The sequence below is a fragment of the Collinsella aerofaciens genome, from assembly GCF_040915425.1.
Taxonomy (GTDB): Bacteria; Actinomycetota; Coriobacteriia; order Coriobacteriales; family Coriobacteriaceae; genus Collinsella; species Collinsella aerofaciens_BW.
Genome location: NZ_JBCPDN010000015.1, coordinates 6,096 through 27,177, shown reverse-complemented (window position 1 = coordinate 27,177; position 21,082 = coordinate 6,096). Strand labels below are relative to the sequence as shown.

Sequence of the window (21,082 nt, the reverse complement as noted above, 5' to 3'; positions counted from 1 at the left end):
ATTGGCGGATGACAGGATTGTACGGGTCGAGCTTGCTCGGGGCGCTCCTCCTCGCAGGCGGGAGGGCACGCATGCGCGGCGAGCGCCTAGCGCGCGAACTCCCGTAAGAGCGCGTCTTCCACTTCCCTAAGCGAAAGGGCCCCGCCTCCCTCGGCGGGACGGGCGACCACGATACAGCGCGCTCCCACGTCGCGCGCGGAGGCGATCTTCTCGGCCGTGCCGCCTACGGTTCCCGAGTCCTTGGTCACAAGCCACTGGGCGCCCACCTGCCGAAGCATCGCCTCGTTGAGCTCGCGGGTGAAGGGCCCCTGCATGCCGATGACGTGCGACGGCGAAAACCCCGCGTCGATGCACTTCGTTATAGCACCGGGCAGAGGGAGCACACGCACGAAGAAGCGCTCCGCGAAATCGGCGACGCGCGTGTAGGGAGCAAGCTCCTTGCTCCCCGTCGTGAGAAGCGCGCGACCCGGGTTCTCGGAGAGAAAGCGCGCCGCGCAGGCGATCGACGCGACCGACACGACGCCTTTGGGCAGCACCTCGACCGGGCGCGCAAGGCGCAGGCATCGTGCACCCACGGCGAGCGAAGCGGCCCGGATGTTGCCGCTTGCGAGCGTAGCGAAGGGGTGCGTGGCGTCGACGACGATGCGCGCGCCGGAAAGCTCACGCTCCATGTCGGCCTCGTCGAGCCTGCCCGCATGCACCTCGATGCCCGGAAGCTCGCCCAAAAGCTCGCCTCCGTACTCGGTTGCCGCGTAGGCACGGGCGGGGATTCCCGCCCCGCTCGCCCATTCGCACAGGAGGCGGCCCTCGGTGGTGCCGGCGAAGATGCGCAGCGCCGGCGCGGATGCGGGGGCCGTCACTTCGGGCCGCCTGGGCGCGTGATCTGGTAGAGCAGCGCGTTCATAATGGCGGCCGCCACGGTCGAGCCGCCCTTGCGACCCCTCGCGACGATGGCCGGCACGCGTCGCGCGAGTAGCTCCTCTTTCGCCTCGACCACGTTCACAAACCCAACCGGCACCCCAACGACGAGCGCGGGCGCGATCTTCCCCGCGTCCATGAGCTCGGCGAGGCGCAGAAGTGCTGTGGGAGCGTTGCCGACGGCCACGATGAGCGGACCCTCGATGCCGCAAGCTTTGTCCATGCTCGCAACGGCGCGAGTCGTGCCCGCGGCGCGCGCCGTTGCGGCGACATCCGGGTCGGCCATATAGCACACGGCCTGGCAGCCGATCTTCGCGAGCGCGGGCTTGCTTATGCCTGCGAGCGCCATGTTCGTGTCGGTGAGCACCGTGGCCCCTGCGCGCAGTGCGTCGAGCGCACAGTGCGCGGCGTCATGGGTGAACACGAGGGAATCGGCGTACGAGAAGTCGGCAGTGGTGTGGATGACGCGCTTCACGACGGGCTCTTCGAGCGGCGGGAACGTGCGACCGCCGAGCTCTTCGGTGATGATTTCAAAGCTGCGCCGCTCGATGTCGCCGGGCGCCATCTCCTTGGAATCCATCTAGTACTCCACTCCTTCCCTTGCACATATCCCCTGCTCGTAGGGGTGTTTCTCGCACCGCATCTCGGTTATGTAGTCGGCCTTCTCCACGATCTTGCGGGAAGGCGCGCGCCCGGTGAGCGCTACTTCGACGCCGCGCGCGGACATATCGAGCGCGCGGTCCACGAGTGCCTCGTCGACAAGCCCCTTCGAAAGCGCGTCGAGCGCCTCGTCGAGCACGAGCAGCCCCTCCTGCGCGCCCTCGAGCTCGGCGAGCGCGGAAGCGAGGTTCCCATCGTGCAACTCGCGCGTCGCGGCAAGTTCTTCCGTCGTCATGGACCAGGTAAACTTGTCCGACGCCTTCCCCGCGAACACGGGCACGCCGAAATGCTCGGCGAGCAGGCGCGCCTCCCCGCTTTCGCCGTCTTTCAGGAACTGCACAACGACGACGCGGCGGCCTGCGGCGAGCATGCGAAGGGCGAGCCCCATCGCCGCCGTGGTCTTGCCTTTGCCGTCGCCATGATACACGTGGATCATACGCCCTCCTCGATAATGCGGTAGACATACTCCATGTCGAGCGCCCCGCGCACGGAGTCGGCCAGGCGGTCGAACTCGCGCGCACGGTGATCGGCCGCGGACACCGCGCCCTCAGCACCCACGACGCTCTCGGGCAGGCCGCGCATGCGCGCGAGCGAGCGCGCGAGGGCGAGTGCCACCCCCGGTTCGTCGAACAGGCCGTGGAGATAGGTTCCGAACACGTTTCCGCAGGCCGCGCCTTCTGGTTTGCCGTCAATCGTGCCCGCAGGGGCGCAGGAGACGGTCGTTTCGCCGTCGTGAATCTCGTACCCGCGCGCCGTCATGCCGTTCCACACCGAGAACGCGCCTTGGGCGCCCGTGATGCGCAGCTCCGACTGGGCGAGGCGCTTTTCCTCCTTGAACACCGTACTTGCAGGGATGAGCCCGAGCCCGCGCGCGGTGCCAGCGCCTTCCCTGCCGTGCGGGTCGGAAAGCTCGTCTCCCAAAAGCTGGTAGCCTCCGCATATGCCGAGCACCGGCGTGCCCGCGCCCGAAAGCGCGCGTACACAGGCTCCGGTGCCACTAGCCGCAAGCCAGCGCGCGTCGTCGACCGTGGACTTCGAGCCGGGAAGCACCACCAGGTCGGGTCGGCCCAGATCGGTCGTCGAGGAAACGTAGCGCACGCCCATGCCGGGCACGCGCGAAAGCGGGTCGAAGTCGGTGAAGTTCGATAGATGCGGAAGGCGCACGACGGCGATGTCGATGACGCCGCGCGCCTCGCGGGCAGATAGGCGCGGCGCAAGCGAGTCCTCGTCGTCCAGGTCGAGCGTAAGATACGGCACGACGCCCACAACGGGAACCCCGCACATCTTCTCGAGCGGGGCCAAACCCGGGCGCAGGATTTCCACATCGCCGCGGAACTTGTTCACCACAAGCCCCCGCAAAAGCGCGCGGTCCTCGGGCGCAAGGAGCGCGACCGTGCCGTAGAGCTGGGCAAACACCCCGCCTGGGTCGATGTCGCCCGCGAGCAGCACGGGAGAGGACACGGCGCGCGCGAGCCCCATGTTGACGATGTCGTTTTCGGCAAGGTTGATTTCGACGGGGCTGCCGGCGCCCTCGATGACGATGACGTCGTTTTCCTCCGCGAGCGAATCGAACGCCTCCAAAATCTGCGGCATGAGCGCCTTCTTTCGCGCGAAGTAGTCCCTCGCAGCGAAGGCTCCCTGCGCCTTGCCGGCCACGATGAGCTGGCTTCGGTGGTCGCTTTCGGGCTTGAGCAGGATGGGGTTCATGCGCACGTCGGGCGCGATGCCGCATGCCTCGGCCTGCATGATCTGGGCGCGCCCCATCTCGAGCCCGTCGGCCGTGACACCGCTGTTGAGCGCCATGTTCTGGCTCTTGAAGGGAGTCACGCGCAGGCCGTCCTGCGAAAGCACGCGGCACAGCCCCGCCGCAAGCAGGCTCTTCCCCGCGTTCGACATGGTGCCCTGGATCATGATGGGCTTCGCCCTACCCACGGGTATCGACCTCCTTCGCCGAGCCCCGGCCATCTGCGCCCGCCATAGCGCCGCTGCATGAAGCGCCGCCCCGTTCGTCGGGTTCGCCTTCGCCCGATGCGCCTTCCGCCCGAAGCGCGCGGCTGAACGCCATCGCAAGCCGAGCGTTCTCCTTGCGCGTGCGCACCGCGACGCGGCACCAGAAACGGGACAGTACCGAAAACGAGTCGCACGTGCGGACCAAAACGCCCTGATTATACAGGCGCTCGGGGAAGTCTTTCGCCGGCGTGCGGACTAAAAGGAAGTTCGCATCCGACGGCACGACGGAAAGCCCGAGCGAGGAGAGCTCGTGGGAAAGCCACGCTCGCTCGCCCGCCAATACATCGCGCGTGCGTGAGACGTATTCGACGTCTTCCAGGGCGGCGATGCCCGCGGCCTCGGCGACCGAGGAGACGGGCCACGCCTGCCCCGCCCGGCGAATCCCCTCGATGAGTTGGGCGTTTCCACTGATCAGATATCCCAACCGCAACCCCGCCATTCCGTAGAGCTTGGTGAACGCGGAGAGCACGGCCACATGGCGCGAACACGCGGCGCGTGCGGCCACGCTCCTTTCGCGGGCGTCAGGCGCGAATCCGAGGAAGCACTCATCCACGACGAGCAGCGCGCCCGCCTGCTCGCAGCGGCAAGCCGCGGCATCGATCACGCGGGGGTCGACGAGGCGCCCCGTCGGGTTATTCGGATTGCAGAGGTACGCCACGTCTCCCGGCCCCTCGATCGCGTGGGCGAAGGAGGCGGGCACGTCGAAGTCGTCCGCTTCGGAGAGCGGGAACTCCTGCACGCATGCGCCGTAGTACGATGCCGCCTCCGCATATTCAGAGAACGTCGGCGCGCACACGACGAGGCGTTTCGGGCGCACCGCCGCGGCGAGCCGCCAGATGATATCGGACGCGCCCGCGCCGCAGACGATAGTATCTTCGGGAATGCCCTGGGCGCGCGCTAGGGCGCGAACGAGGGCAAGACTTTCCCTATCGGGGTAGGCGTCGATTCGAGAAAGCGCCTTGCAAGCTGCGGCGACGGCGCGCGGCGAAGGGCCTGCCGGATTCACGTTCACCGAGAAGTCAATGAGGTCGGAGGCGCCCCCTTCGCAACCGATGCCGAGCGATTGCGCGCTGCCCCCATGCGTACGGGCGCGCAGGATTCCCCCGGCAGCCCGGGACGCAGCGTGGTCTTCCCTCATGCCATCGCCCCCACGGCGAGCACGACCGCCGCGCGCGCGGCGCCGAACAAGACGAGCGCGCATACGGACGCGGCGAGCATGAGCCTTGTCGCCCGGGCGATGTCGCCCCACTCGATTTCGCGGGACGCGTCGCCTATCGTCGGTTTCTCAACGAGCTTGCCGAAATACACCGCGGGTCCCGCCAGGCGCAGCCCGAGCGCGCCCGCGCACGCTGACTCGGTCTGCGCCGAGTTGGGGCTCGCATGGCGACGCCTGTCGCGGCGCCAGATGCGCGCCGCCCCGCGCGCGTCGAGCCCAACAATCGGGCACACGGCGATCATAAGCAGGGCCGATAAGCGCGAGGGAATCCAGTTCACCGCATCGTCGAGGCGCGCCGAGGCGCAGCCGAAGTCGATGTAGCGCGCGTTTTTGTAGCCCACCATGCTGTCGAGCGTGTTCACAGCCTTGTACGCCATGCCCAAGGGCGCACCCCCGATCATAAGGTAGAAAAGCGGCGCGATGACGCCGTCGCTCGCGTTCTCCGCCACCGTTTCCACGGCGGCGCGCGCAACGCCCTGCTCGTCGAGAACAGACGTGTCGCGTCCCACGATGAGCCCGACTGTTTCGCGCGCCGCGACAAGGCCGCCCTTCGAGAACGCGCGGGCCACGGCCAGGCTCTGACGGCGCAGCTCGCATGCCGCAAGAATCTGATAGCTCGCCCATGCCTCGGCCACGAAGCGCAAGCCGGGGTGAACCATGCCGCAAAGATGCAGGATTCCCCAGGCCAAAAGCCCACACGCAAGCGGAAGCGCCACGGCGAGCACAAGCCCTGCGGCGCGCGTGCCCGCGGACGTTTGCGGGAATGCGCCCCGCAGGCGGCCTTCGGCCCACGTGATCGCGCGCCCCATGGCGACGACGGGATGGGGAAGCCAGCGCGGGTCGCCGAAGGCAAGGTCGGCCGCGAACCCAGCGGCGACGGCAAGAATCGTCATCACCGGGCATCGCCCCCCGAAGCGGGGCGAACGTCGCGAAGGCAGCGCCCATCCCAGGTGGCGGCCCATGCGCCGCCCGGCTCGGTATGCACGTCGAAGTATTCCATTTTCGGGACAGCAAGCTCGGAAAGCAGCGCTTTCACGGTACCCGCGTGAACGACGAAGACGGCGCGCCCACTCCCCTGGGCGCGCTCCGATTCGCACGCCTCCCGAAACGCCGCGACGACGCGGCGGGTGAAATCGCTCTTGCCCTCGCCATGCGGGCAGCGCGTCTCGCACCAGGAGTCTACCCAGGCGCGGTAGCGCGCATCCTCTTTAAGCTCGGCGGCGCTTCGCCCCTCGAAGTCACCGAAATCCATCTCGCGCAGACCGAGGCATGCCATAAGCTCCGCATTCGGGAAGAGGATGCGTGCCGTCTGGTCGGTGCGGGCCATGCCACTCGTGATAACACGGAACACGTCACGATCGCACGCGAGCTCGCGCAAAGCGCGCTCGCCCGCACTCGACAGGGGCTCGTCGGTGCCCGCCCCGCTGTAGCGATGGTCTTCCGTGCCCGCCGTGGCACCATGGCGCACGAAGACGACTTCCAAAGGCGCGCCCGCGCCCTGCGTCCCTCGAGGTGCATCGGTAAGGTTTCCTTTGATGACCTGGGGAATCCCGCACGTCATGCGCACGACGACGTCGGCGCGCGCAGCGAGCGCGCATCCCAGACGCCCCGCGCGCTCGCGCCATTGGGCGTCTTCCGCACGCATGGGGACGACCCCCGAGCCGACCAAGGACAGAATCACTGCGTCGAAGCCGATCAGCCGCTCGAGCGCCCGGTCAGCGTCGAGCGCGCGTACGAGTTCCTCAACACGGTACGCGACGCGGCCGGCAAAAGCCGCGGGCACGCCGCCCTCCGCAAGCTGCGCCGCGTCGACGAAATCGTCCGCCGCGAACCCGAGCTTTTCGCGCACGAAGGTCCTCTTCCCCGAATGCGCACCACCTACCACGAGAATCATAGGAGCATACCCCCCGCCACCAGCATGGCAAGCATCGCGAGCTCGGCCCATTGCAGAAACCATCCGGCCAAATCCCCCGTCACCCCGCCGAAGCGGGACAGGGCAACATGGTGGTACCACGCGAGCGCCAAAAGCCCCGCCACCGCCATAAGGGCGCCGACGGCCTGAGCGCACGCGACCATCCCTGCAGCCGAAGCCGCAGCGAAAGCGCAAAGCGGCACGACGATCGCCGCGCGCTTCTTCGAAGGCGAGAGCCCCGCGGCCATGCCGTCCGCCCGCGCGGCAGGCCAGCATTCTACGGCGAGCCCCGAAAGCGCGCGGGAGAACACGAGCGAGCACAGAAGCGCGAGGAACGCCCCCGCCGTAAGTGGCAGCGCGGCGAACAGGGAAAACTGCAGAATAAGGTACACAACAACACCAATGACCCCGAAGGCGCCCGCCCGCGGGTCGTGCATGATCTCGAGCTTTCGCTCGCGCGGGGCCCAACTTGCAAGCGCATCGGAGGTGTCGCAGAGCCCGTCTAGGTGGATGCCTCCCGTCACCGCCACAGGCAGCGCCGCGAGCACGGCCGCGACGATGGTCGCGGGTACGCCGAGCAGGTTCGCCACGTACCCCCACGCCGTCATGAGGAAGCCTTCCGCAAGGCCCACCAGGGGAAACGCGGCAAGCGCATGGGTTGATCCGAAATCGGTCCAGGCCGATTTCGGGACGGGGATGCGCGAGAACGTTCCGAACGCCGCGCCGATTGCCTCTGCTATCTTCACCTTGTAGGTCCTTCGCCTTTCATCCACACGGGAATCCCGCATACCACTTCGACTGCACGGTCGGCCAGCGCCACCACACCCGCGTTCACGCGCGCGAGCGCGCGCCTCCATGCCTCGGTCCCCTCATCGTAGCGCATCCCATCGGCGAACACGTCGACGGTGACCACCACCGTATACGCAGCGGCCTGAGCGAGCCGTTCGATGCCTCCGAGCACCTCGCGCGCCGCAGCGTCGGGGTCACGTGGGGACAAGCCGCCTTCCGCGAAGAGCTCGTTCGCAACCAGGTTGCCCACGTCCTCCAAAAGAAGCGTGCAGCCGCACGGAAGCCCGGACGCTGCGGCGCCCACGTCACGCGTGCGCTCGAGGGTGGAAAACCCTTTGCCCTCGCGCAGCGCCCGATGGCGCGCGATGCGACGGTCGCCCTCTTCCCCGAAGGGCTCCATCGTTGCCAGGTACACGCGGGGGCCGTCGTGCCCGAGGCACAGGGACTCGGCGTAGGCGCTCTTGCCGCTCGCGGCGGCGCCGATGACGAGCGTCACCGTCATTTCCCGGCCTCGAAATGCTCGTAAGCAGCCATGCCAGTCGCCGTGAACGTCTTCCCATCCCGGTACACGCGCAGCGCCGAATCCAGAAGGGGCAGATACGCCATGGCACCCGCGCCCTCGCCCAAATGCATGCCTGCGTCGAGGGGTGCCTTTATGCCGAGCTCGCGAAGGAGCTCCTGGCTTGCGGGTTCGCTTGATGCGTGGGTGCCCACGAGGTAGCCCAAGGCGTTGGGGCAAAGGCGCACCGCGCACAGGGCCGCCGTGCAGGATATGACCCCGTCGAGGAGCGCCGGCACCTTCGAGGCCGCGGCCCCCAGGTAGAAGCCGCACATCGCCGCGATGTCGAAGCCGCCCACCTTCGAGAGCACGTCGATCGGGTCGGCGGGATCGGGCGAGTTCGCATCGATAGCGCGCTCGACCACGTCGCGCTTGCGCGCGAGCGAGGCGTCCGAGAGCCCCGCGCCGCGCCCGACGAGGCTCCGCGCGTCCGCCCGGATGAGCACTGCGGCCACCGCCGCCGAGGTGGTCGTGTTGCCGATGCCCATCTCGCCCGCAGCGAGAAGGCGCACGCCGGCGCGGGCAAGCCCGCACGCGACGGCGATTCCGACCTCGATCGCGCGCACGGCCCCATCGCGAGACATGGCGGAGCCGTGCGCGATGTTGCCGCTCCCCCGCCGCACGTTCGCGCGCACCATGCGCGCGTCTTCTATGCCCCGGGCCATACCCACGTCGACGGGCACGACCTCGGCACCCGCGAACGCCGCCATGCGGCAGGCGCTCGTGGCCCCCTCGCACATGTTGCGCGCGACGGCTCGCGTCACGTCTTGCCCGCTTTGTGACACGCCTTCGGCAACAACCCCGTTGTCGGAGAAGAATACCGCGAGCGCACGGGGAAACTCGGCCACCTCGGCGCTCCCCTGAGCTGCGGCGATACACGCGACGGCGTCTTCAAAGTCGCCCAATCCCCCCAAGGGGTGCGCGATGGAGTCCCACGCGGCGTACGCGGCGGCGCGGGCGCACTCGTCTGCGGGCGCGATCCGGGAGAGCGCGGCTTCGAGCACGGCGCCCGGCGCCGACGAGAACGCGCGCTCGACTTCCTCGCGGATGCAGGCAAGCGCGGTTTCGGTTGCTTCAGCCATGCCGTCTCCTCTCTGCGAACGACGCTGCGGCAGACGCGAACGCGCGCGCAACGTCGGGGTTCGCAGGATAGTACACATGCGGGAAGCCCGCAACCAGGTACGGGGTGGTCGTCATGCACGGCCAGCCCTTGTCGCGCCGGGGCTTCTGCGCCCAGAAGTCGCCGCCCGGGCAGGTGGACTGCCAGTAGTGGAACTCGTGCGCGCGGATGCGTGTGCCGCGCGGCCCGTAGAGCCCGTCGCGTTGGGAAGTGAGATCCACGTACCCGAAATGGAACAGCCTTCCCCCGTTCTCGCTTGCGCCCTCAAGGGCGCCCGCAACAGGCCAGCGCCGCCCCTCGCTATCGGCGATTTCGCGCTGCAGGTACAGAAACCCACCGCATTCGGCGACCGTCGGCATGCCGGATTCCACCGCGCGCCGCACCGCCTCGCGCATCGGCGCGTTCTCGGTGAGCTGCCGCGCATGGAGCTCCGGGTAGCCGCCTCCCAGATAGAGGGCGCTTGTCCCCCGGGGCAACTCGCTATCACATAGGGGGCTGAAAAAGGCAAGCTCGCAACCCAGGTCCTCGAGCGCGCGCAGGTTTTCCTCGTAGTAGAACGAGAACGCCTCGTCACGCGCGACGGCGACGATGGGCCGCGCTCCCGCGATCGGCTCCAACCGGTAAGGTTCCTCGCGGATATCTGGTGCTGTCGCCGCTATTTCGAGCAAGCGGTCGACGTCGACGCTCTTTTCCACCAGCTCGGCCATCTTGTCGATGCGCGCGGAGAGCTGCTCGACCTCGTCGGCGGTCACAAGCCCCAGATGCCGGCTTTCGAGCGAGAACGCCTCGTCGGCGGGGATATTCCCCAAAACCACGACGCCCGTGTGCCTCTCGATCGCAGGCGCCGCGTAGGCGCAGGCAGCGGCGCTCGTCTTGTTCAGCACGACGCCGCGCACGTTCGCACAAGGCAGGAACTCGGCGATGCCGCGGATTACGGCGGCGAGCGATAAAGACGCCCCGCGCCCGTTCACCACTAAAACGACCGGCGTTTCCGTGTCGCGCGCAACCTGGTAGCTGCTCGCGTCGGCCACGCCGGGCGCCATGCCGTCGTAGAAGCCCATGACCCCCTCGAGCACCGCGACATCCGCGCCCGCGGCGCCGCGTGCGAGTAGGGCGCGCAGCGTCGGGGCGTCGGTGAAGAAACCGTCTAAGTTGCCCGAGCGCGCACCCACGACGCGGCGATGAAAGAGAGGGTCAATGTAGTCGGGGCCGCATTTGAAGGCCGCGCATGCGAGGCCGCGGCGCGCGAGCGCGCGCAGGAGCGCGCACGTAACGACCGTCTTGCCGCTCCCGCTCGAGGGCGCAGCGACCATGAAGCGCGGGATGGTCGTGCTCACCGGGCGCCGCCTTCCCCACCTGCGGCGTTGCAGTTAGCAAGCGAGACCACCTCAGCGGATGGGTTCCCCTCGGCAGAGGAGTCCTCCCCGACAGGCGACTCAGCAAGCGCCCCGACTTCGGCAAGCTCCTCGGCATCCGCGCCCGCACCACGCGCGCTGACGAGGAACACGGGGTTTTGTGCCTTCATAAGATGGTACGAGCCTACAGCCTCGGCGCGGGCGGCCGACACCTGGCACGCCTCGAACCCCATAAAGCACGAACCCGAGAGGAGCGCGCACGCCTCGGTGAGTGTCTCAACGGTGACGCATGGCACGCACAGGCGAACCTGCGAGTTCTTCTCGAGCGCCGCCTCCACGATGGAGGGAAGTTCGCCCGCGCTCCCGCCGACGAACACGGCGTCGGGGACGGACAGTTTCGCGAGCGCTTCGGGGGCGACGCCGGGGACCGCATGCACGTTGCCGCACCCGAATGCATCCGCGTTCTCTCGGATGAGCCGCACGCCGGCCGCGTTGCGCTCGACCGCCCATACCGACCCCGCTCGCGCGACGAGCGCCGCCTCGATCGATACGCTCCCCGTGCCGGCGCCGACGTCCCACACGGTGTCGGTCGCGGTAAGGCGCAGCTTCGCGAGCGCGACGGCTCGCACCTCCTGCTTGGTCATGGGAACGTCACCGCGGATGAAGAGCTCGTCGGGAATGCCCGAGGAAGCGTACGGCCAGCGGGAGCTCGCGGCGCGGGATGCGCCCGCAGAGTCCACCACGGAAGAAGTCGCCGCGGGCGCAGACGCGCCGGCCGGCGCCTCGGAGGCTGCGCTAGAGCCCGCAGGCGACCCGGCGCCGCCTGCGAAATCGATAAGCATCACGTTCAAGTCGTCGAACGTCTGACCTGCGATTTTACTTGCGGTCGCACAGGTGATGCGCTCGTCGGGGTACGACAGGCGCTCGGCCACCGTCACGCGCGCGTCCCCGAAGCCCGCCTGCACAAGCTCGCCGGAAAGCCGCGAGGGGTCTTCCCCGTCCGACGTGACGAGGAAGAGCTCACCTGCGCGCTCGGCCTCGGCCACGATGTCGCACGCCACGCCGTGAGCGCTCGCAAAGCGCCAATCCTGCCATGGACGCGCGAGGCGCGCGGCGAGATACGACGCTGAGCTTATGCCGGGAATGACGTGCACGTCCACCTGCGCGTTGCCGGAGAGCGACTCCACCAGGCGGCGCGCGCCGCTGAACAGCCCCACATCGCCCGTCATCACGACCACGGCGCGCTGCCACGACGCCGCATCGGTGAGCGCGGCGACGATGTCCGCCGTCTTCACGAGCTCGCATCTCACCACGTCGGGCGGCACGTCGATGCCGGCAAGCGCGCGATGAGCGCCGATGACCACGTCGGCGATGTCGATCGCGTCGAGCGCCGCGCGCGAGAGCAAGTCGGGGTTTCCGGGCCCCGCCCCGATGATCGTTACCTTTCGCATGGAATCTCCCGATACCCGCGCGGCGTGACCATACGGCCGCCTACGAGCTTCGTGTCCGCGTTGCCGACGAACACGGTGGTGAACATGTCGGCGTCGATCTCCCCCAGCTCGGAGAGCCTGCACATGCCCGACTGCTGCCCCTCGCGCCCGATGTTGCGTACCCAACCGCAGAGCGTGTCGGGGGCCTTCCATTCGAGCATAATCTTCGCCGCGCGCGAGAGCCTGTCGGCGCGCTTTCTGCTGCGCGGGTTGTACAAACAGATGCAGAAGTCGGCGCTCGCCACGGCGGCGAGCCTGCGCTCGATGACCTCCCACGGCGTGAGCAGGTCGGAGAGCGACACGACCGCGAAGTCGTGGGCAAGCGGGGCGCCGAGCACCGCCGACCCGCTCTGAGCCGCGGTGGCCCCGGCGATAACTTCCACGTCTACATCGGGGTAGTCCTCCGCAAGCTCCAGCACGGGGCTCGCCATGCCGTACACGCCCGCGTCACCGCTGCACACGAGCGCCACGGCTTCTCCGCTCTGCGCGCGCGAAAGCGCCAGGCGGCACCGTTCGACCTCGTGCATCATCGGCGTCGCGAGATGCGCCGCGTCGGGCACGGCGGCGAGCGCGAGCTCCACGTATTTCGTGTACCCCACAACGATGTCGGCCGCCTCGAGCGCGCGCCGGGCCGCAATCGTCATGCCGTCGGGGCCGCCCGGGCCGATCCCCACCACGAAGAGCTTTCCCATCACCGCTCCTTAAACGAAAGTTCGATAGTTACCTTGGAAAACGCGACGGTCACGCCGCCGTGAGCGAGCTTCGGGAAGATAAGTTTGCCCCCGTCCGCGAGCGCCGCGCGCTCGCACACGTTGTCGACCCCCACCGTCGAGCGCACGAAATCAGATGGCGAAACGCTGCCTTCGACCTGCGACAACTCCTCTGCGGAATACGTCGCAAGCGGGATATTGCGCGCGCGGCAGAAGGCGAGCAGACCCTCCTCGTGCGCCTTCACGTCGATCGTCGCCGCCTCGCGCACGGCCGAAGGCGAGATACCCGCCTGCCCGCACGCGAGAAGAAACGCCTCCCCAATCGCTTCGGCGCACGCACCGCGACGGCACCCTATACCCGCAACGATGCAGGGCACGACAAGGCGAAGCGGCTCGGGCGCAGGCGCCTGCGCCCTCACGCCCGCCGGCTTCCCCGTCTCACCGGCGGGCAAGACCCCGCCCGTTGTCTCCGCCGCGCGAAAGGACGCACCTGCATTCGCGCCAGCAAACGGCGACACGACGATATCGGCCCGCGCGCGGTCGGAAGCAATGTCAACCCCCTCAGGCGGCTGTCCCGAAATCGGCATGTCGGAATAGAGCGCCACGCGCCCGCCCGAAAGCAGCCGCGCCGACACTCGCTTGATGGCCTCGGGATTCGAAACGGCGAGCCCCGCACGGCGCGCCCACGTATCCACCGCCCACACGCCGCGGACGTCAGTCGCCGTGGTGATGACGGGGATGGCCCCTGCCGCGCGTGCCACAGTTTGCGCAAGCTCGTTCGCACCGCCCAAATGCCCCGACAAAAGCGGGACGGCAAAGCGCCCCGCCTCGTCGATCGCCACAACCGCGGGATCGTTTGCCTTCGAGGCGACATGCGGCGCGATCGCCCGCACGGCGATGCCCGCCGCACCCACGAACAGAAGCGCGTCCGACGCTTCCCACGCGAGCGCCGTCCATGCGCGCAGGTCGGCCTTCCCCTCACCGAAACCGCGCGAAACGGAAACGTCCCAGCCAGGGTCATCTTCACCTGTCTGCGCGCAATCGGAAAGCGCGCGTGCGGTGCGCTCCGCCAACGCATACCCCCTCTCAGTGAACGCTATGCAGGAAACCCTCATCTAGCGCACCACCATCGTCGAGAAGTAGCTGCCCCGATCGGGCACATCGTCGAGCGAGCGGTACACGCGCTCGCCCGGAAGCCCACAGTCCTCTACGAGCTCGGCACCGTCGAAGGCGCCCTCCTCGCGAAGAATGCGCTTCGTGTCCGCAAGCGAGCGGCGCGCCTTCATGACCACCTTCGTCCCCGGCCAGCCGATTGCGCGGCCCACCCCGTACAGCACGCCTTTATTCATACGTCGCCCCCAATTCCCCGATAACCGCATCGGCGCCCGACGTGCGGAAAAGCTCGCGGCGCTCGGCGTCGAACACGACCGCGGCGATGTCGCATGCGCCCGCCGCGCGGCGGCGCAACCTGTCCTCGATTGCCGCAGCGAGCGAGGCGCGCGCAGCGTCCCCCACGCCGGCGGCCTCGATTACCTCGAGCGCCGCCGTGGTCGTGACCGACGACATGATCTCGCGCACGGTCTTCGCGCCCGCTCCGGCCATGGCCGCGTGGGCGGCCAGAATCTCCGCGCGGCAGTCGGCGGTACGCGAATGGGTGTCCATGATGCCGCCCGCGACCTTCACCAACTTGCCGATGTGTCCCACAAGAAGGACATTGGTAAATCCCTCGCGAACGCAGCAGTCAATCGCATCGCCCACAAAGTTGGAGATGAAGACCACCGGCGCACCGTTTAGGTGGAAATGCCCCGAGATGAACTGCCCGCCGTAGTTGCCGGGCGTGAGCACAACTCCGCGCCGCCCCATAGCCGCATGCTGCCGGATCTCGAGCTCGATGCTGTCGCGCAAGGCAGCGAGGCTGCGCGGCTCGACGATGCCCGTCGTGCCCAGGATGGAGATGCCGCCCTCTATCCCCAGGTGCGGGTTGAAGGTCTTTTCGGCAAGGGCAACACCCTCGGGTACCGAAATCGTCACAGCAATATTTCCAGAAAAGCCGTGCGCGGCGCACACCTCGCGCACCGCCGAAGTGATCATCGCGCGCGGCGTCGCGTTGATGGCGGCCGCCCCAACCGGCTGCTCGAGCCCGGGCAACGTCACGCGCCCCACGCCCACGCCGCCATCGACGGAAACTTCCGATTCGCGCGCGGGCACGTCCTTGCCGCCCGCAGCACCCGTGCCCGACCCCGCATGTTCCACGCGCGCGTACACGAGCACGCCGTCGGTCACATCGGCATCGTCGCCTGCGTCCTTTCGCACGGCGCACTGAGCGCACCCCTCGCCGATGCATGCGTCGATCACGTTCGCCTCGACGGGCAGCCCGCCAGGGGTGACGATCGACACGAGGCCGACGGGCTTTCGTGACAAGAGCATCTCGCAGGCTGCCTTCGCCGCGAGCGCGGCGCAGCTCCCCGTGGTGTAGCCGCAGCGCAGGCGGGTCGTCCCGGTATATATGTAATGCTCGAAGGCCACGCTAGCTGCTCGCCTTCCGATACCCCGTGGCAAACGAAGGGTCGTAAAGCTTGCTGCGCTCGTACGACTCCGTTTGCGCGCCGTTGTGCGCAAGCCCGCCGCGAGCTCCGAGCACGCGGCCCACCACCACGAGCGCCGTGCGGTCGATGCCCTCTCGCGCGCCCGCGTCGGCGAGCGTGCCCACTGTGCATCGCACCACGCGCTCCTCAGGCCAGGTCGCCTTGTACACGAGCGCCGCAGGCTCGTCGGAGCTGCGGCCCGCGGCCAAAAGCTCGGCGGAAAGCTCGGCGAGCATACCCGAGCTCAGGAAGATGACCATAGTCGAGCCACTTTCCGCCATGGTGCGCATGCCCTCGCCCGCGGGCATGGGGGTACGTCCGGAAAGCCGCGTGATCACGACCGACTGGCTGATTCCCGGCAGCGTGTATTCCTGGCGAAGCGCCGCCGCGGCACCGCAAAAGCTCGACACGCCGGGCACCACCTCGTAGTCCACGCCGCGCGCGTCGAGCGCGTCCATCTGCTCCTGGATGGCGCCGTACAGGCACGGGTCACCCGTGTGCAGGCGCACCACGTCCTCGCCCCGCGCATCTGCCGCGCACATCACGTCGAGCACTTCCTCCAAGGTCATGTGCGCGCTGTCGTAGACGATGCAGGATTCCTTGCACTCAGCGAGCAGCTCGGGGTTCACAAGGCTTCCCGCCCAAACGACCACGTCGGCTGCGCGCAGAAGGCGCGCCCCGCGCAGCGTGATAAGGTCGGCGGCGCCCGAGCCTGCGCCAACGATATGAATCATCCGAGCCTTCCCTTCCCGTTTCTCATCGCAACCGTTTACGCCGCCATTCGCGCAGCGGGCAAAACACGGCGCCTGCGGCGGCAATCGGCGCAAATACGCAGGCAGGAGGCGCAATGCCGCCCGCCCTGGCTTTGACACGTTCACAAGTGCCCACTATCATAGTAAAAGATTCGGCAACGAGCATATGACAATCGGATAAAAGGAAATGACCGGCGCGGCGCCCGCACAGCCCGCGCTGGCTTGCGGAGGGAACCAGGTGGGAATCCTGGGCAAGGGACATTACTGTATAGGACGCGCGGGCGAACCGCCTCGCGCCCCAAGCCAGACTGCTTCGCCTTTTCCTCACGGCATCGCCGTGGCGTTAGCTCCTTGTGAACCCCGAGGGGTGCGCTTTTCTTTCGCTTGTGCCGACAAGCAACTGTCGCCGGGGGACCGGCAAACCGAGGAAAGGAAAAACTATGTCCGACCAGATGTCACGCCGCGGCTTCATGGGCGCCGCAGCAACCGGAGCCGTCGCGCTCGCCGGAGTCGCGCTCGCGGGCTGCTCCAACACCTCCGCGAGTTCCGAGAAATCGAGTGAAAAGGAGAAGGCCGTGAAGCCGGTCATCCTCGTCACGAGCTTCGGCACGAGCTACAACAACTCGCGCCACATCACCATCGGCGCCATCGAAGACGCTATCCGCGAGAAGTACTGGCAGGACTACGACATCCGCCGCGCCTTCACCGCGCAGATCATCATCGACAAGCTGAAGAAGCGCGACGGCATCACGATCGACAACATGACCGAGGCGCTCGACCGCTGCGTGGAAGACGGCGTGAAGGAAATCGTCGTGCAGCCGACGCATCTCATGGGTGGCCTGGAATACACCGACGTGAAAGACGAGCTCGACAAGTACGCCGACAAGTTCGACAAAATCTCGCTCGGCGACCCGCTGCTCACCTCCGACGACGACTACAAGAAGGTGGCCGCAGCCATTAAGGAGAACATGGCGTCCTTCGACGACGGCAAGACGGCGCTGTGCCTCATGGGTCACGGCACCGAAGCCGATTCCAACGCCGACTATGCCAAGATGCAGGAAGTGTTTAAGAAAGAGGGCTTGACGCAGTTCTTCGTCGGCACCGTCGAGGCTGAACCGACCTGCGAGGATGTTATCGCCGCCGCGAGCGCCGCAGGCTACAAGAAGGCCGTGCTCGCGCCGTTCATGGTGGTCGCGGGCGACCACGCGAACAACGACATGGCAGACGAGACCGACCCCGACAGCTGGGCTGCGAAGTTCGTGGCCGCCGGCTTCGAAGTGACGTGCCTGCTCCAGGGTCTGGGACAGAACGTCGCGGTCGACGACATCTACGTCTCGCACGTGGACGACGCCATCGCCAAGCTGTAAACTCGCCGCGCACGGGGGCGCCGGTCGCGTCCCCGTGCAACGGGCATGCGCCTTCCCCGACTGACGGCGCATGCCCGTTGCATTCGCATCCCGCCCGCCCACCGCACGGCGCGGGCGGTCGAAGCGATTGAAAGGAACCCCTCCATGTTGAAGAAAACCCTCGCCTTCGCCCTGTCGGCGGCGCTTTTCGCGTTCTCGCTCGCCGGCTGCGGCGGAAATTCAATCGACAGCGCAAAGGCAAGCGATGCCGATTCCCAGGAAAAAACTGAACAGGCGGCCGATGCGCCCGAGGGCGCAAGCGCTGCCCCCATCACCGCCGACAAGGTGGCCGACGGCACCTATCCGATCACCGTAGATTCCAGCTCGAACATGTTCAGGATTGTGGACGCCCAGCTCATCGTGGAAAACGGCTCCATGCACTGCGTGATGACACTTTCCGGCACGGGCTACGGCAAGCTCTTCATGGGCACGGGCGACGAGGCTGCCGCCGCAAGCGAGGCCGACTTTATCCCCTATGTGGAAAACGCGGAAGGCAAGTACACCTACGACGTGCCCGTTGATGCGCTCGACGAGGACACCGCCTGCGCCGCGTGGAGCATTAAAAGGGAGCGGTGGTACGACCGCACGCTCGTATTCGAATCCGCCGGCGTCGATCTGCGCGCCGACGCGCTGAAGTAACGCCATGCGGTCGATTCTTCCCAAGGGGGAAAGCAGAAAGCGCCGCAGCATCTCGGCGCGCGCGATCGCCTGCGTTCTCGTCGCCCTGCTCGCGCTTCCCTTCGCGGGGTGCAGTGCGAGCCCGAACGCGACCGGTGCCACGACGGGCTCTCAGGAATACACTGTGAGCGTCTCGCTTTCCGGCGGGTCAGGGCGCGCAAGCATCGCCTCACCCACCACAATTGTGAAGGACGGCGACACCTACACCGCGACCATCACCTGGTCGAGTTCGAACTACGACAAGATGACCGTCGACGGCGTAGACTACGCGCCCGTAAACGACGGCGGCAACTCCACGTTCGAGATACCCGTCACGCTCGACGAGGACATCGCCGTGTCGGCCGAGACCGTCGCCATGTCGACGCCGCACACCATCGACTACACGCTCTACTTCGACTCATCCACCATGAAGAAGAAAACGGGCGACGATGCAAGCGGCGACTCCCCTGCGGGAACGGCTTCAAGCGCCGCGGCCGACTTCCACAACGCCGATTTGGGCTGCGGCTGGGAGCCGACGGGGACGCTTCAGCTAGAATACGCCAAGCACTTCACTGTCGACGAGTTCGAAGGCGGCTTGCGGCTTATCTGCGTTTCGAACGGGGAGCGCTTCCTCGTGGTGCCGCAGGATGCGAAGGTACCTGATGGGTTGAGCTCCGACATCGCGGTCATAAGGCGCCCCGCCGACAAGGTGTACCTCGTGTCGTCGGCGACGATGTGCCTGGTCGACGCGCTCGATGCGAACGACAATATCCTCATGTCGGGCACGAAGGCCGACGATTGCTCGGTCGGGGGCTTCAAAAGCGCGCTCGAAAGTGGGGCGATCGCCTACGGCGGCAAGTACAGCGCGCCCGACTACGAGCGAATATCGGCCTCGGGCTGCACGCTCGCCATCGAGAACACCATGATCAACCACACGCCCGATGTGAAGGAAAAGCTGCAGAAGCTCGGGCTCGTCGTGCTCACCGAACAGTCGTCGAGCGAGCCCGAAGCACTCGGGCGCGTCGAGTGGATTAAGCTTTTCGGCGTCCTGTTCGACAAGGAAGACGAGGCCGCGCACCTGTTCAACGAGCAGAAGGCCCGCGTCGAGCAAACGTCGAGGCTCGCGTCGTCAGGTAAAACCGTGGCGTATTTCTACATTAACTCGAACGGGGCCGCCGTCACGCGGCGGGCGGGCGACTACGTGGCGCAGATGATCGAGCTTGCAGGCGGCAGCTACGCGCTCGATGACGCGCAGACGGCGTCGACGTCAGGTTCGTCAGTAACGCTCGAAATGGAGCGCTTCTACGCGACGGCGAAGGATGCCGACATCATCGTCTACAACGGCACCATCGACGAATCGGTTGCCACCTTGAACGACTTCGTAAGCAAAAACGCGCTATTGTCGCAGTTCAAAGCCGTGAAGAACGGCAACGTCTGGGTCACATGCGCCGACATGTACCAGCAGATGACTTCTACCGCCGACATTATCGACGAGCTGCACGGGGCGTTCACCGGCGATGACGCGAGCGACTTCCATTATCTGAGGAAGCTTGGCTAGCGTCATGAGAAGCCGGCTTTCCATGACATACGACGAATCGGGACGCGCCGCGCGGTGTCGCGTCGTGACGGCGCTGCTCGCTGTTGTCCTCATCGTGCTCGTCGGGGCCAACCTGTGCATCGGGAGCGTGCTCGTGCCCGCAGACCACATCCCCGGCATCCTTTCGGGCGGCACGGCCAATTCCATGGAAAGCCAAGTCATCTGGGAGATTCGCCTGCCGCGCGTGCTTTCAGCCGTGCTTCTCGGCGGGGCACTTTCGCTCTCCGGGTTCCTGCTGCAGACGTTTTTCAACAACCCCATCGCCGACCCGTTCATCTTGGGCGTCTCCTCGGGCGCAAAGTTCGTCGTCGCGCTTACGATGATCGTGCTTCTGGGCGCGAACCAGGCCATGTCCTCGCCGGCCATGGTGGCCGCAGCGTTTCTGGGATCGCTTATCACCATCGGCTTCGTGCTCCTCATCGCACGGCGCATAAGTTCCATGGCCATGCTCATCGTGGCGGGCGTCATGGTGGGATACATCTGCTCGGCGGCGACGAACTTTCTCATCGCCTTCGCCGACGACCAGTCCATCGTGAACCTGCACAACTGGTCTTTGGGTAGCTTCTCGGGTTCGAACTGGGACGACATTGCGGTCATCGCGGTCGTGGTGATCACCGTGAGCGCATGCGTATTCGCGATATCGAAGCCCCTTTCCGCCTTCCAGCTGGGAGAAGCCTACGCGAAAAGCGTCGGCGTGAACGTCGCACGCTTCCGCGTGGTGCTCGTCCTTCTAGCGAGCATGCTCTCCGCCTGCGTGACCGCGTTCGCTGGTCCGGTGTCGTTCGTAGGCATCGCGGTTCCGCATCTCGTAAAGTCGGCGCTGAAGTCGTCGAAGCCCATCCGCGTGATTCCTGCGTGCTTCTTGGGAGGCGCCATCTTCTGCGCGGGTTGCGATTTGATCGCGCGCACGCTGTTCTCTCCCGTCGAGCTTTCCATCAGCGCCGTCACCGCCATCTTCGGCGCGCCGGTGGTTATCGCACTCATGTTGAAGAAGCGGGTGAGGTAGATGGCGGAATTCGTGCCGCGGCCCAAAACGCTCGGAGGGAACATTCCATGCTTGGCCAGTCCTGAGCTCGCACGAAAGCGCCAGAAGTCACTTTCGGCTCGTGCGGAACTGCGCGCGGAACGCCTCCTTCGAGCGGAGTTGAACCTCGAAACCCCGGTCGAAACGCAGGCTGACGGAGCGCCGCTTTTCCGCATAAGCGACCTGTCGGCGGGCTACGACAAGAAGGTCGTAGTCGAAGGTGTCAATCTGGAGGTTCGCGCGGGCGACGTCGTGGCGCTCATCGGGCCGAACGGCTCGGGCAAGTCGACCATCTTGAAAACCATCACACGCCATCTTGCAC

Annotated in this window: 22 protein-coding genes; 5 read left to right on the top strand and 17 right to left on the bottom strand. The window is 66.9% G+C overall.

The features are described 5' to 3' along the window. Window positions 1-86 precede the first annotated feature (86 nt). From cobK to cobM, 17 genes are read right to left on the bottom strand one after another with little or no spacing between them, the layout of a single operon-like run. Window positions 87-860, bottom strand: coding sequence for a precorrin-6A reductase (gene cobK, locus AB5164_RS03525; RefSeq protein WP_195544696.1), 774 nt, complete (start codon window positions 858-860; stop codon window positions 87-89). Beyond that, window positions 857-1,498, bottom strand: coding sequence for a precorrin-8X methylmutase (locus tag AB5164_RS03520; protein WP_195233206.1), 642 nt, complete (start codon window positions 1,496-1,498; stop codon window positions 857-859). Before AB5164_RS03520 ends, cobK begins: the two co-directional genes overlap by 4 nt. Further along, window positions 1,499-2,014: a cob(I)yrinic acid a,c-diamide adenosyltransferase gene (locus tag AB5164_RS03515; protein ID WP_368142190.1), complete on the bottom strand. Its 516-nt coding sequence runs from the start codon at window positions 2,012-2,014 to the stop codon at window positions 1,499-1,501. It lies immediately after the preceding gene. Continuing rightward, on the bottom strand, window positions 2,011-3,510 hold the full coding sequence (locus AB5164_RS03510) for a cobyric acid synthase (RefSeq protein WP_368142189.1): 1,500 nt from the start codon (window positions 3,508-3,510) through the stop codon (window positions 2,011-2,013). Before AB5164_RS03510 ends, AB5164_RS03515 begins: the two co-directional genes overlap by 4 nt. Then, a complete protein-coding gene (locus AB5164_RS03505; protein ID WP_368142188.1) occupies window positions 3,503-4,726 on the bottom strand; it encodes a pyridoxal phosphate-dependent aminotransferase in 1,224 nt (407 codons plus the stop codon). The genes AB5164_RS03510 and AB5164_RS03505 overlap by 8 nt, the downstream gene beginning before the upstream one ends. Continuing rightward, entirely contained in the window at window positions 4,723-5,697 is a 975-nt protein-coding gene (gene cbiB / locus AB5164_RS03500) for an adenosylcobinamide-phosphate synthase CbiB (protein ID WP_368142187.1), read from the bottom strand. The genes AB5164_RS03505 and cbiB overlap by 4 nt, the downstream gene beginning before the upstream one ends. Then, window positions 5,697-6,698 carry a histidine phosphatase family protein gene (locus AB5164_RS03495; RefSeq protein ID WP_368142186.1) on the bottom strand — a complete coding sequence of 334 codons (1,002 nt, stop codon included), beginning with the start codon at window positions 6,696-6,698 and terminating at the stop codon, window positions 5,697-5,699. Before AB5164_RS03495 ends, cbiB begins: the two co-directional genes overlap by 1 nt. Continuing rightward, window positions 6,695-7,462 carry an adenosylcobinamide-GDP ribazoletransferase gene (locus tag AB5164_RS03490; RefSeq protein WP_368142185.1) on the bottom strand — a complete coding sequence of 256 codons (768 nt, stop codon included), beginning with the start codon at window positions 7,460-7,462 and terminating at the stop codon, window positions 6,695-6,697. Before AB5164_RS03490 ends, AB5164_RS03495 begins: the two co-directional genes overlap by 4 nt. Then, entirely contained in the window at window positions 7,459-8,007 is a 549-nt protein-coding gene (locus AB5164_RS03485; protein ID WP_368142184.1) for a bifunctional adenosylcobinamide kinase/adenosylcobinamide-phosphate guanylyltransferase, read from the bottom strand. The genes AB5164_RS03490 and AB5164_RS03485 overlap by 4 nt, the downstream gene beginning before the upstream one ends. Continuing rightward, complete coding sequence (cobT, locus tag AB5164_RS03480) at window positions 8,004-9,146, bottom strand: nicotinate-nucleotide--dimethylbenzimidazole phosphoribosyltransferase (RefSeq protein ID WP_368142183.1); 1,143 nt, start codon at window positions 9,144-9,146, stop codon at window positions 8,004-8,006. The genes AB5164_RS03485 and cobT overlap by 4 nt, the downstream gene beginning before the upstream one ends. Beyond that, entirely contained in the window at window positions 9,139-10,521 is a 1,383-nt protein-coding gene (locus tag AB5164_RS03475; RefSeq protein ID WP_368142182.1) for a cobyrinic acid a,c-diamide synthase CobB, read from the bottom strand. Before AB5164_RS03475 ends, cobT begins: the two co-directional genes overlap by 8 nt. Continuing rightward, window positions 10,518-11,990, bottom strand: a complete 1,473-nt coding sequence (gene cbiE / locus AB5164_RS03470) for a precorrin-6y C5,15-methyltransferase (decarboxylating) subunit CbiE (protein WP_368142181.1) — start codon at window positions 11,988-11,990, stop codon at window positions 10,518-10,520. The genes AB5164_RS03475 and cbiE overlap by 4 nt, the downstream gene beginning before the upstream one ends. Continuing rightward, window positions 11,978-12,721 carry a precorrin-3B C(17)-methyltransferase gene (gene cobJ / locus AB5164_RS03465; RefSeq protein WP_117769633.1) on the bottom strand — a complete coding sequence of 248 codons (744 nt, stop codon included), beginning with the start codon at window positions 12,719-12,721 and terminating at the stop codon, window positions 11,978-11,980. Before cobJ ends, cbiE begins: the two co-directional genes overlap by 13 nt. Next, complete coding sequence (locus AB5164_RS03460) at window positions 12,721-13,812, bottom strand: cobalt-precorrin 5A hydrolase (RefSeq protein ID WP_368147802.1); 1,092 nt, start codon at window positions 13,810-13,812, stop codon at window positions 12,721-12,723. The genes cobJ and AB5164_RS03460 overlap by 1 nt, the downstream gene beginning before the upstream one ends. Before the next feature lie 42 nt (window positions 13,813-13,854). Next, window positions 13,855-14,088, bottom strand: a complete 234-nt coding sequence (locus AB5164_RS03455; RefSeq protein WP_346979117.1) for an SAM-dependent methyltransferase — start codon at window positions 14,086-14,088, stop codon at window positions 13,855-13,857. Next, a complete protein-coding gene (gene cbiD, locus AB5164_RS03450; protein ID WP_368142179.1) occupies window positions 14,081-15,265 on the bottom strand; it encodes a cobalt-precorrin-5B (C(1))-methyltransferase CbiD in 1,185 nt (394 codons plus the stop codon). Before cbiD ends, AB5164_RS03455 begins: the two co-directional genes overlap by 8 nt. A gap of 1 nt (window position 15,266) precedes the next feature. Then, window positions 15,267-16,058 carry a precorrin-4 C(11)-methyltransferase gene (gene cobM, locus AB5164_RS03445; protein ID WP_346979113.1) on the bottom strand — a complete coding sequence of 264 codons (792 nt, stop codon included), beginning with the start codon at window positions 16,056-16,058 and terminating at the stop codon, window positions 15,267-15,269. A gap of 458 nt (window positions 16,059-16,516) precedes the next feature. On the opposite strand from cobM, the gene AB5164_RS03440 reads away from it, so the two are divergent. The 5 genes from AB5164_RS03440 to AB5164_RS03420 all read left to right on the top strand — a co-directional run. Beyond that, window positions 16,517-17,443 carry a sirohydrochlorin cobaltochelatase gene (locus tag AB5164_RS03440; RefSeq protein WP_346979111.1) on the top strand — a complete coding sequence of 309 codons (927 nt, stop codon included), beginning with the start codon at window positions 16,517-16,519 and terminating at the stop codon, window positions 17,441-17,443. 144 nt (window positions 17,444-17,587) lie between these two features. Beyond that, window positions 17,588-18,121 carry a hypothetical protein gene (locus AB5164_RS03435; RefSeq protein ID WP_195363984.1) on the top strand — a complete coding sequence of 178 codons (534 nt, stop codon included), beginning with the start codon at window positions 17,588-17,590 and terminating at the stop codon, window positions 18,119-18,121. Window positions 18,122-18,125: 4 nt separating this feature from the next. Then, complete coding sequence (locus AB5164_RS03430; RefSeq protein WP_368142178.1) at window positions 18,126-19,697, top strand: ABC transporter substrate-binding protein; 1,572 nt, start codon at window positions 18,126-18,128, stop codon at window positions 19,695-19,697. 22 nt (window positions 19,698-19,719) lie between these two features. Beyond that, window positions 19,720-20,742 carry a FecCD family ABC transporter permease gene (locus AB5164_RS03425; RefSeq protein WP_368142177.1) on the top strand — a complete coding sequence of 341 codons (1,023 nt, stop codon included), beginning with the start codon at window positions 19,720-19,722 and terminating at the stop codon, window positions 20,740-20,742. Next, on the top strand, window positions 20,743-21,082 hold a 340-nt coding region (locus tag AB5164_RS03420; RefSeq protein ID WP_368147800.1), incomplete at its 3' end, for an ATP-binding cassette domain-containing protein.

Coding starts and splice junctions, on each gene's coding strand:
- AB5164_RS03520 (WP_195233206.1), bottom strand. CDS start 1,498: ATGGATTCCAAGGAGATGGCGCCCGGCGACATCGAGCGGCGCAGCTTT.
- AB5164_RS03515 (WP_368142190.1), bottom strand. CDS start 2,014: ATGATCCACGTGTATCATGGCGACGGCAAAGGCAAGACCACGGCGGCG.
- AB5164_RS03505 (WP_368142188.1), bottom strand. CDS start 4,726: ATGAGGGAAGACCACGCTGCGTCCCGGGCTGCCGGGGGAATCCTGCGC.
- cbiB (WP_368142187.1), bottom strand. CDS start 5,697: ATGACGATTCTTGCCGTCGCCGCTGGGTTCGCGGCCGACCTTGCCTTC.
- AB5164_RS03495 (WP_368142186.1), bottom strand. CDS start 6,698: ATGATTCTCGTGGTAGGTGGTGCGCATTCGGGGAAGAGGACCTTCGTG.
- AB5164_RS03485 (WP_368142184.1), bottom strand. CDS start 8,007: ATGACGGTGACGCTCGTCATCGGCGCCGCCGCGAGCGGCAAGAGCGCC.
- cobT (WP_368142183.1), bottom strand. CDS start 9,146: ATGGCTGAAGCAACCGAAACCGCGCTTGCCTGCATCCGCGAGGAAGTC.
- cbiE (WP_368142181.1), bottom strand. CDS start 11,990: ATGCGAAAGGTAACGATCATCGGGGCGGGGCCCGGAAACCCCGACTTG.
- cobJ (WP_117769633.1), bottom strand. CDS start 12,721: ATGGGAAAGCTCTTCGTGGTGGGGATCGGCCCGGGCGGCCCCGACGGC.
- AB5164_RS03455 (WP_346979117.1), bottom strand. CDS start 14,088: ATGAATAAAGGCGTGCTGTACGGGGTGGGCCGCGCAATCGGCTGGCCG.
- cobM (WP_346979113.1), bottom strand. CDS start 16,058: ATGATTCATATCGTTGGCGCAGGCTCGGGCGCCGCCGACCTTATCACG.
- AB5164_RS03440 (WP_346979111.1), top strand. CDS start 16,517: ATGTCCGACCAGATGTCACGCCGCGGCTTCATGGGCGCCGCAGCAACC.
- AB5164_RS03435 (WP_195363984.1), top strand. CDS start 17,588: ATGTTGAAGAAAACCCTCGCCTTCGCCCTGTCGGCGGCGCTTTTCGCG.
- AB5164_RS03430 (WP_368142178.1), top strand. CDS start 18,126: ATGCGGTCGATTCTTCCCAAGGGGGAAAGCAGAAAGCGCCGCAGCATC.
- AB5164_RS03425 (WP_368142177.1), top strand. CDS start 19,720: ATGACATACGACGAATCGGGACGCGCCGCGCGGTGTCGCGTCGTGACG.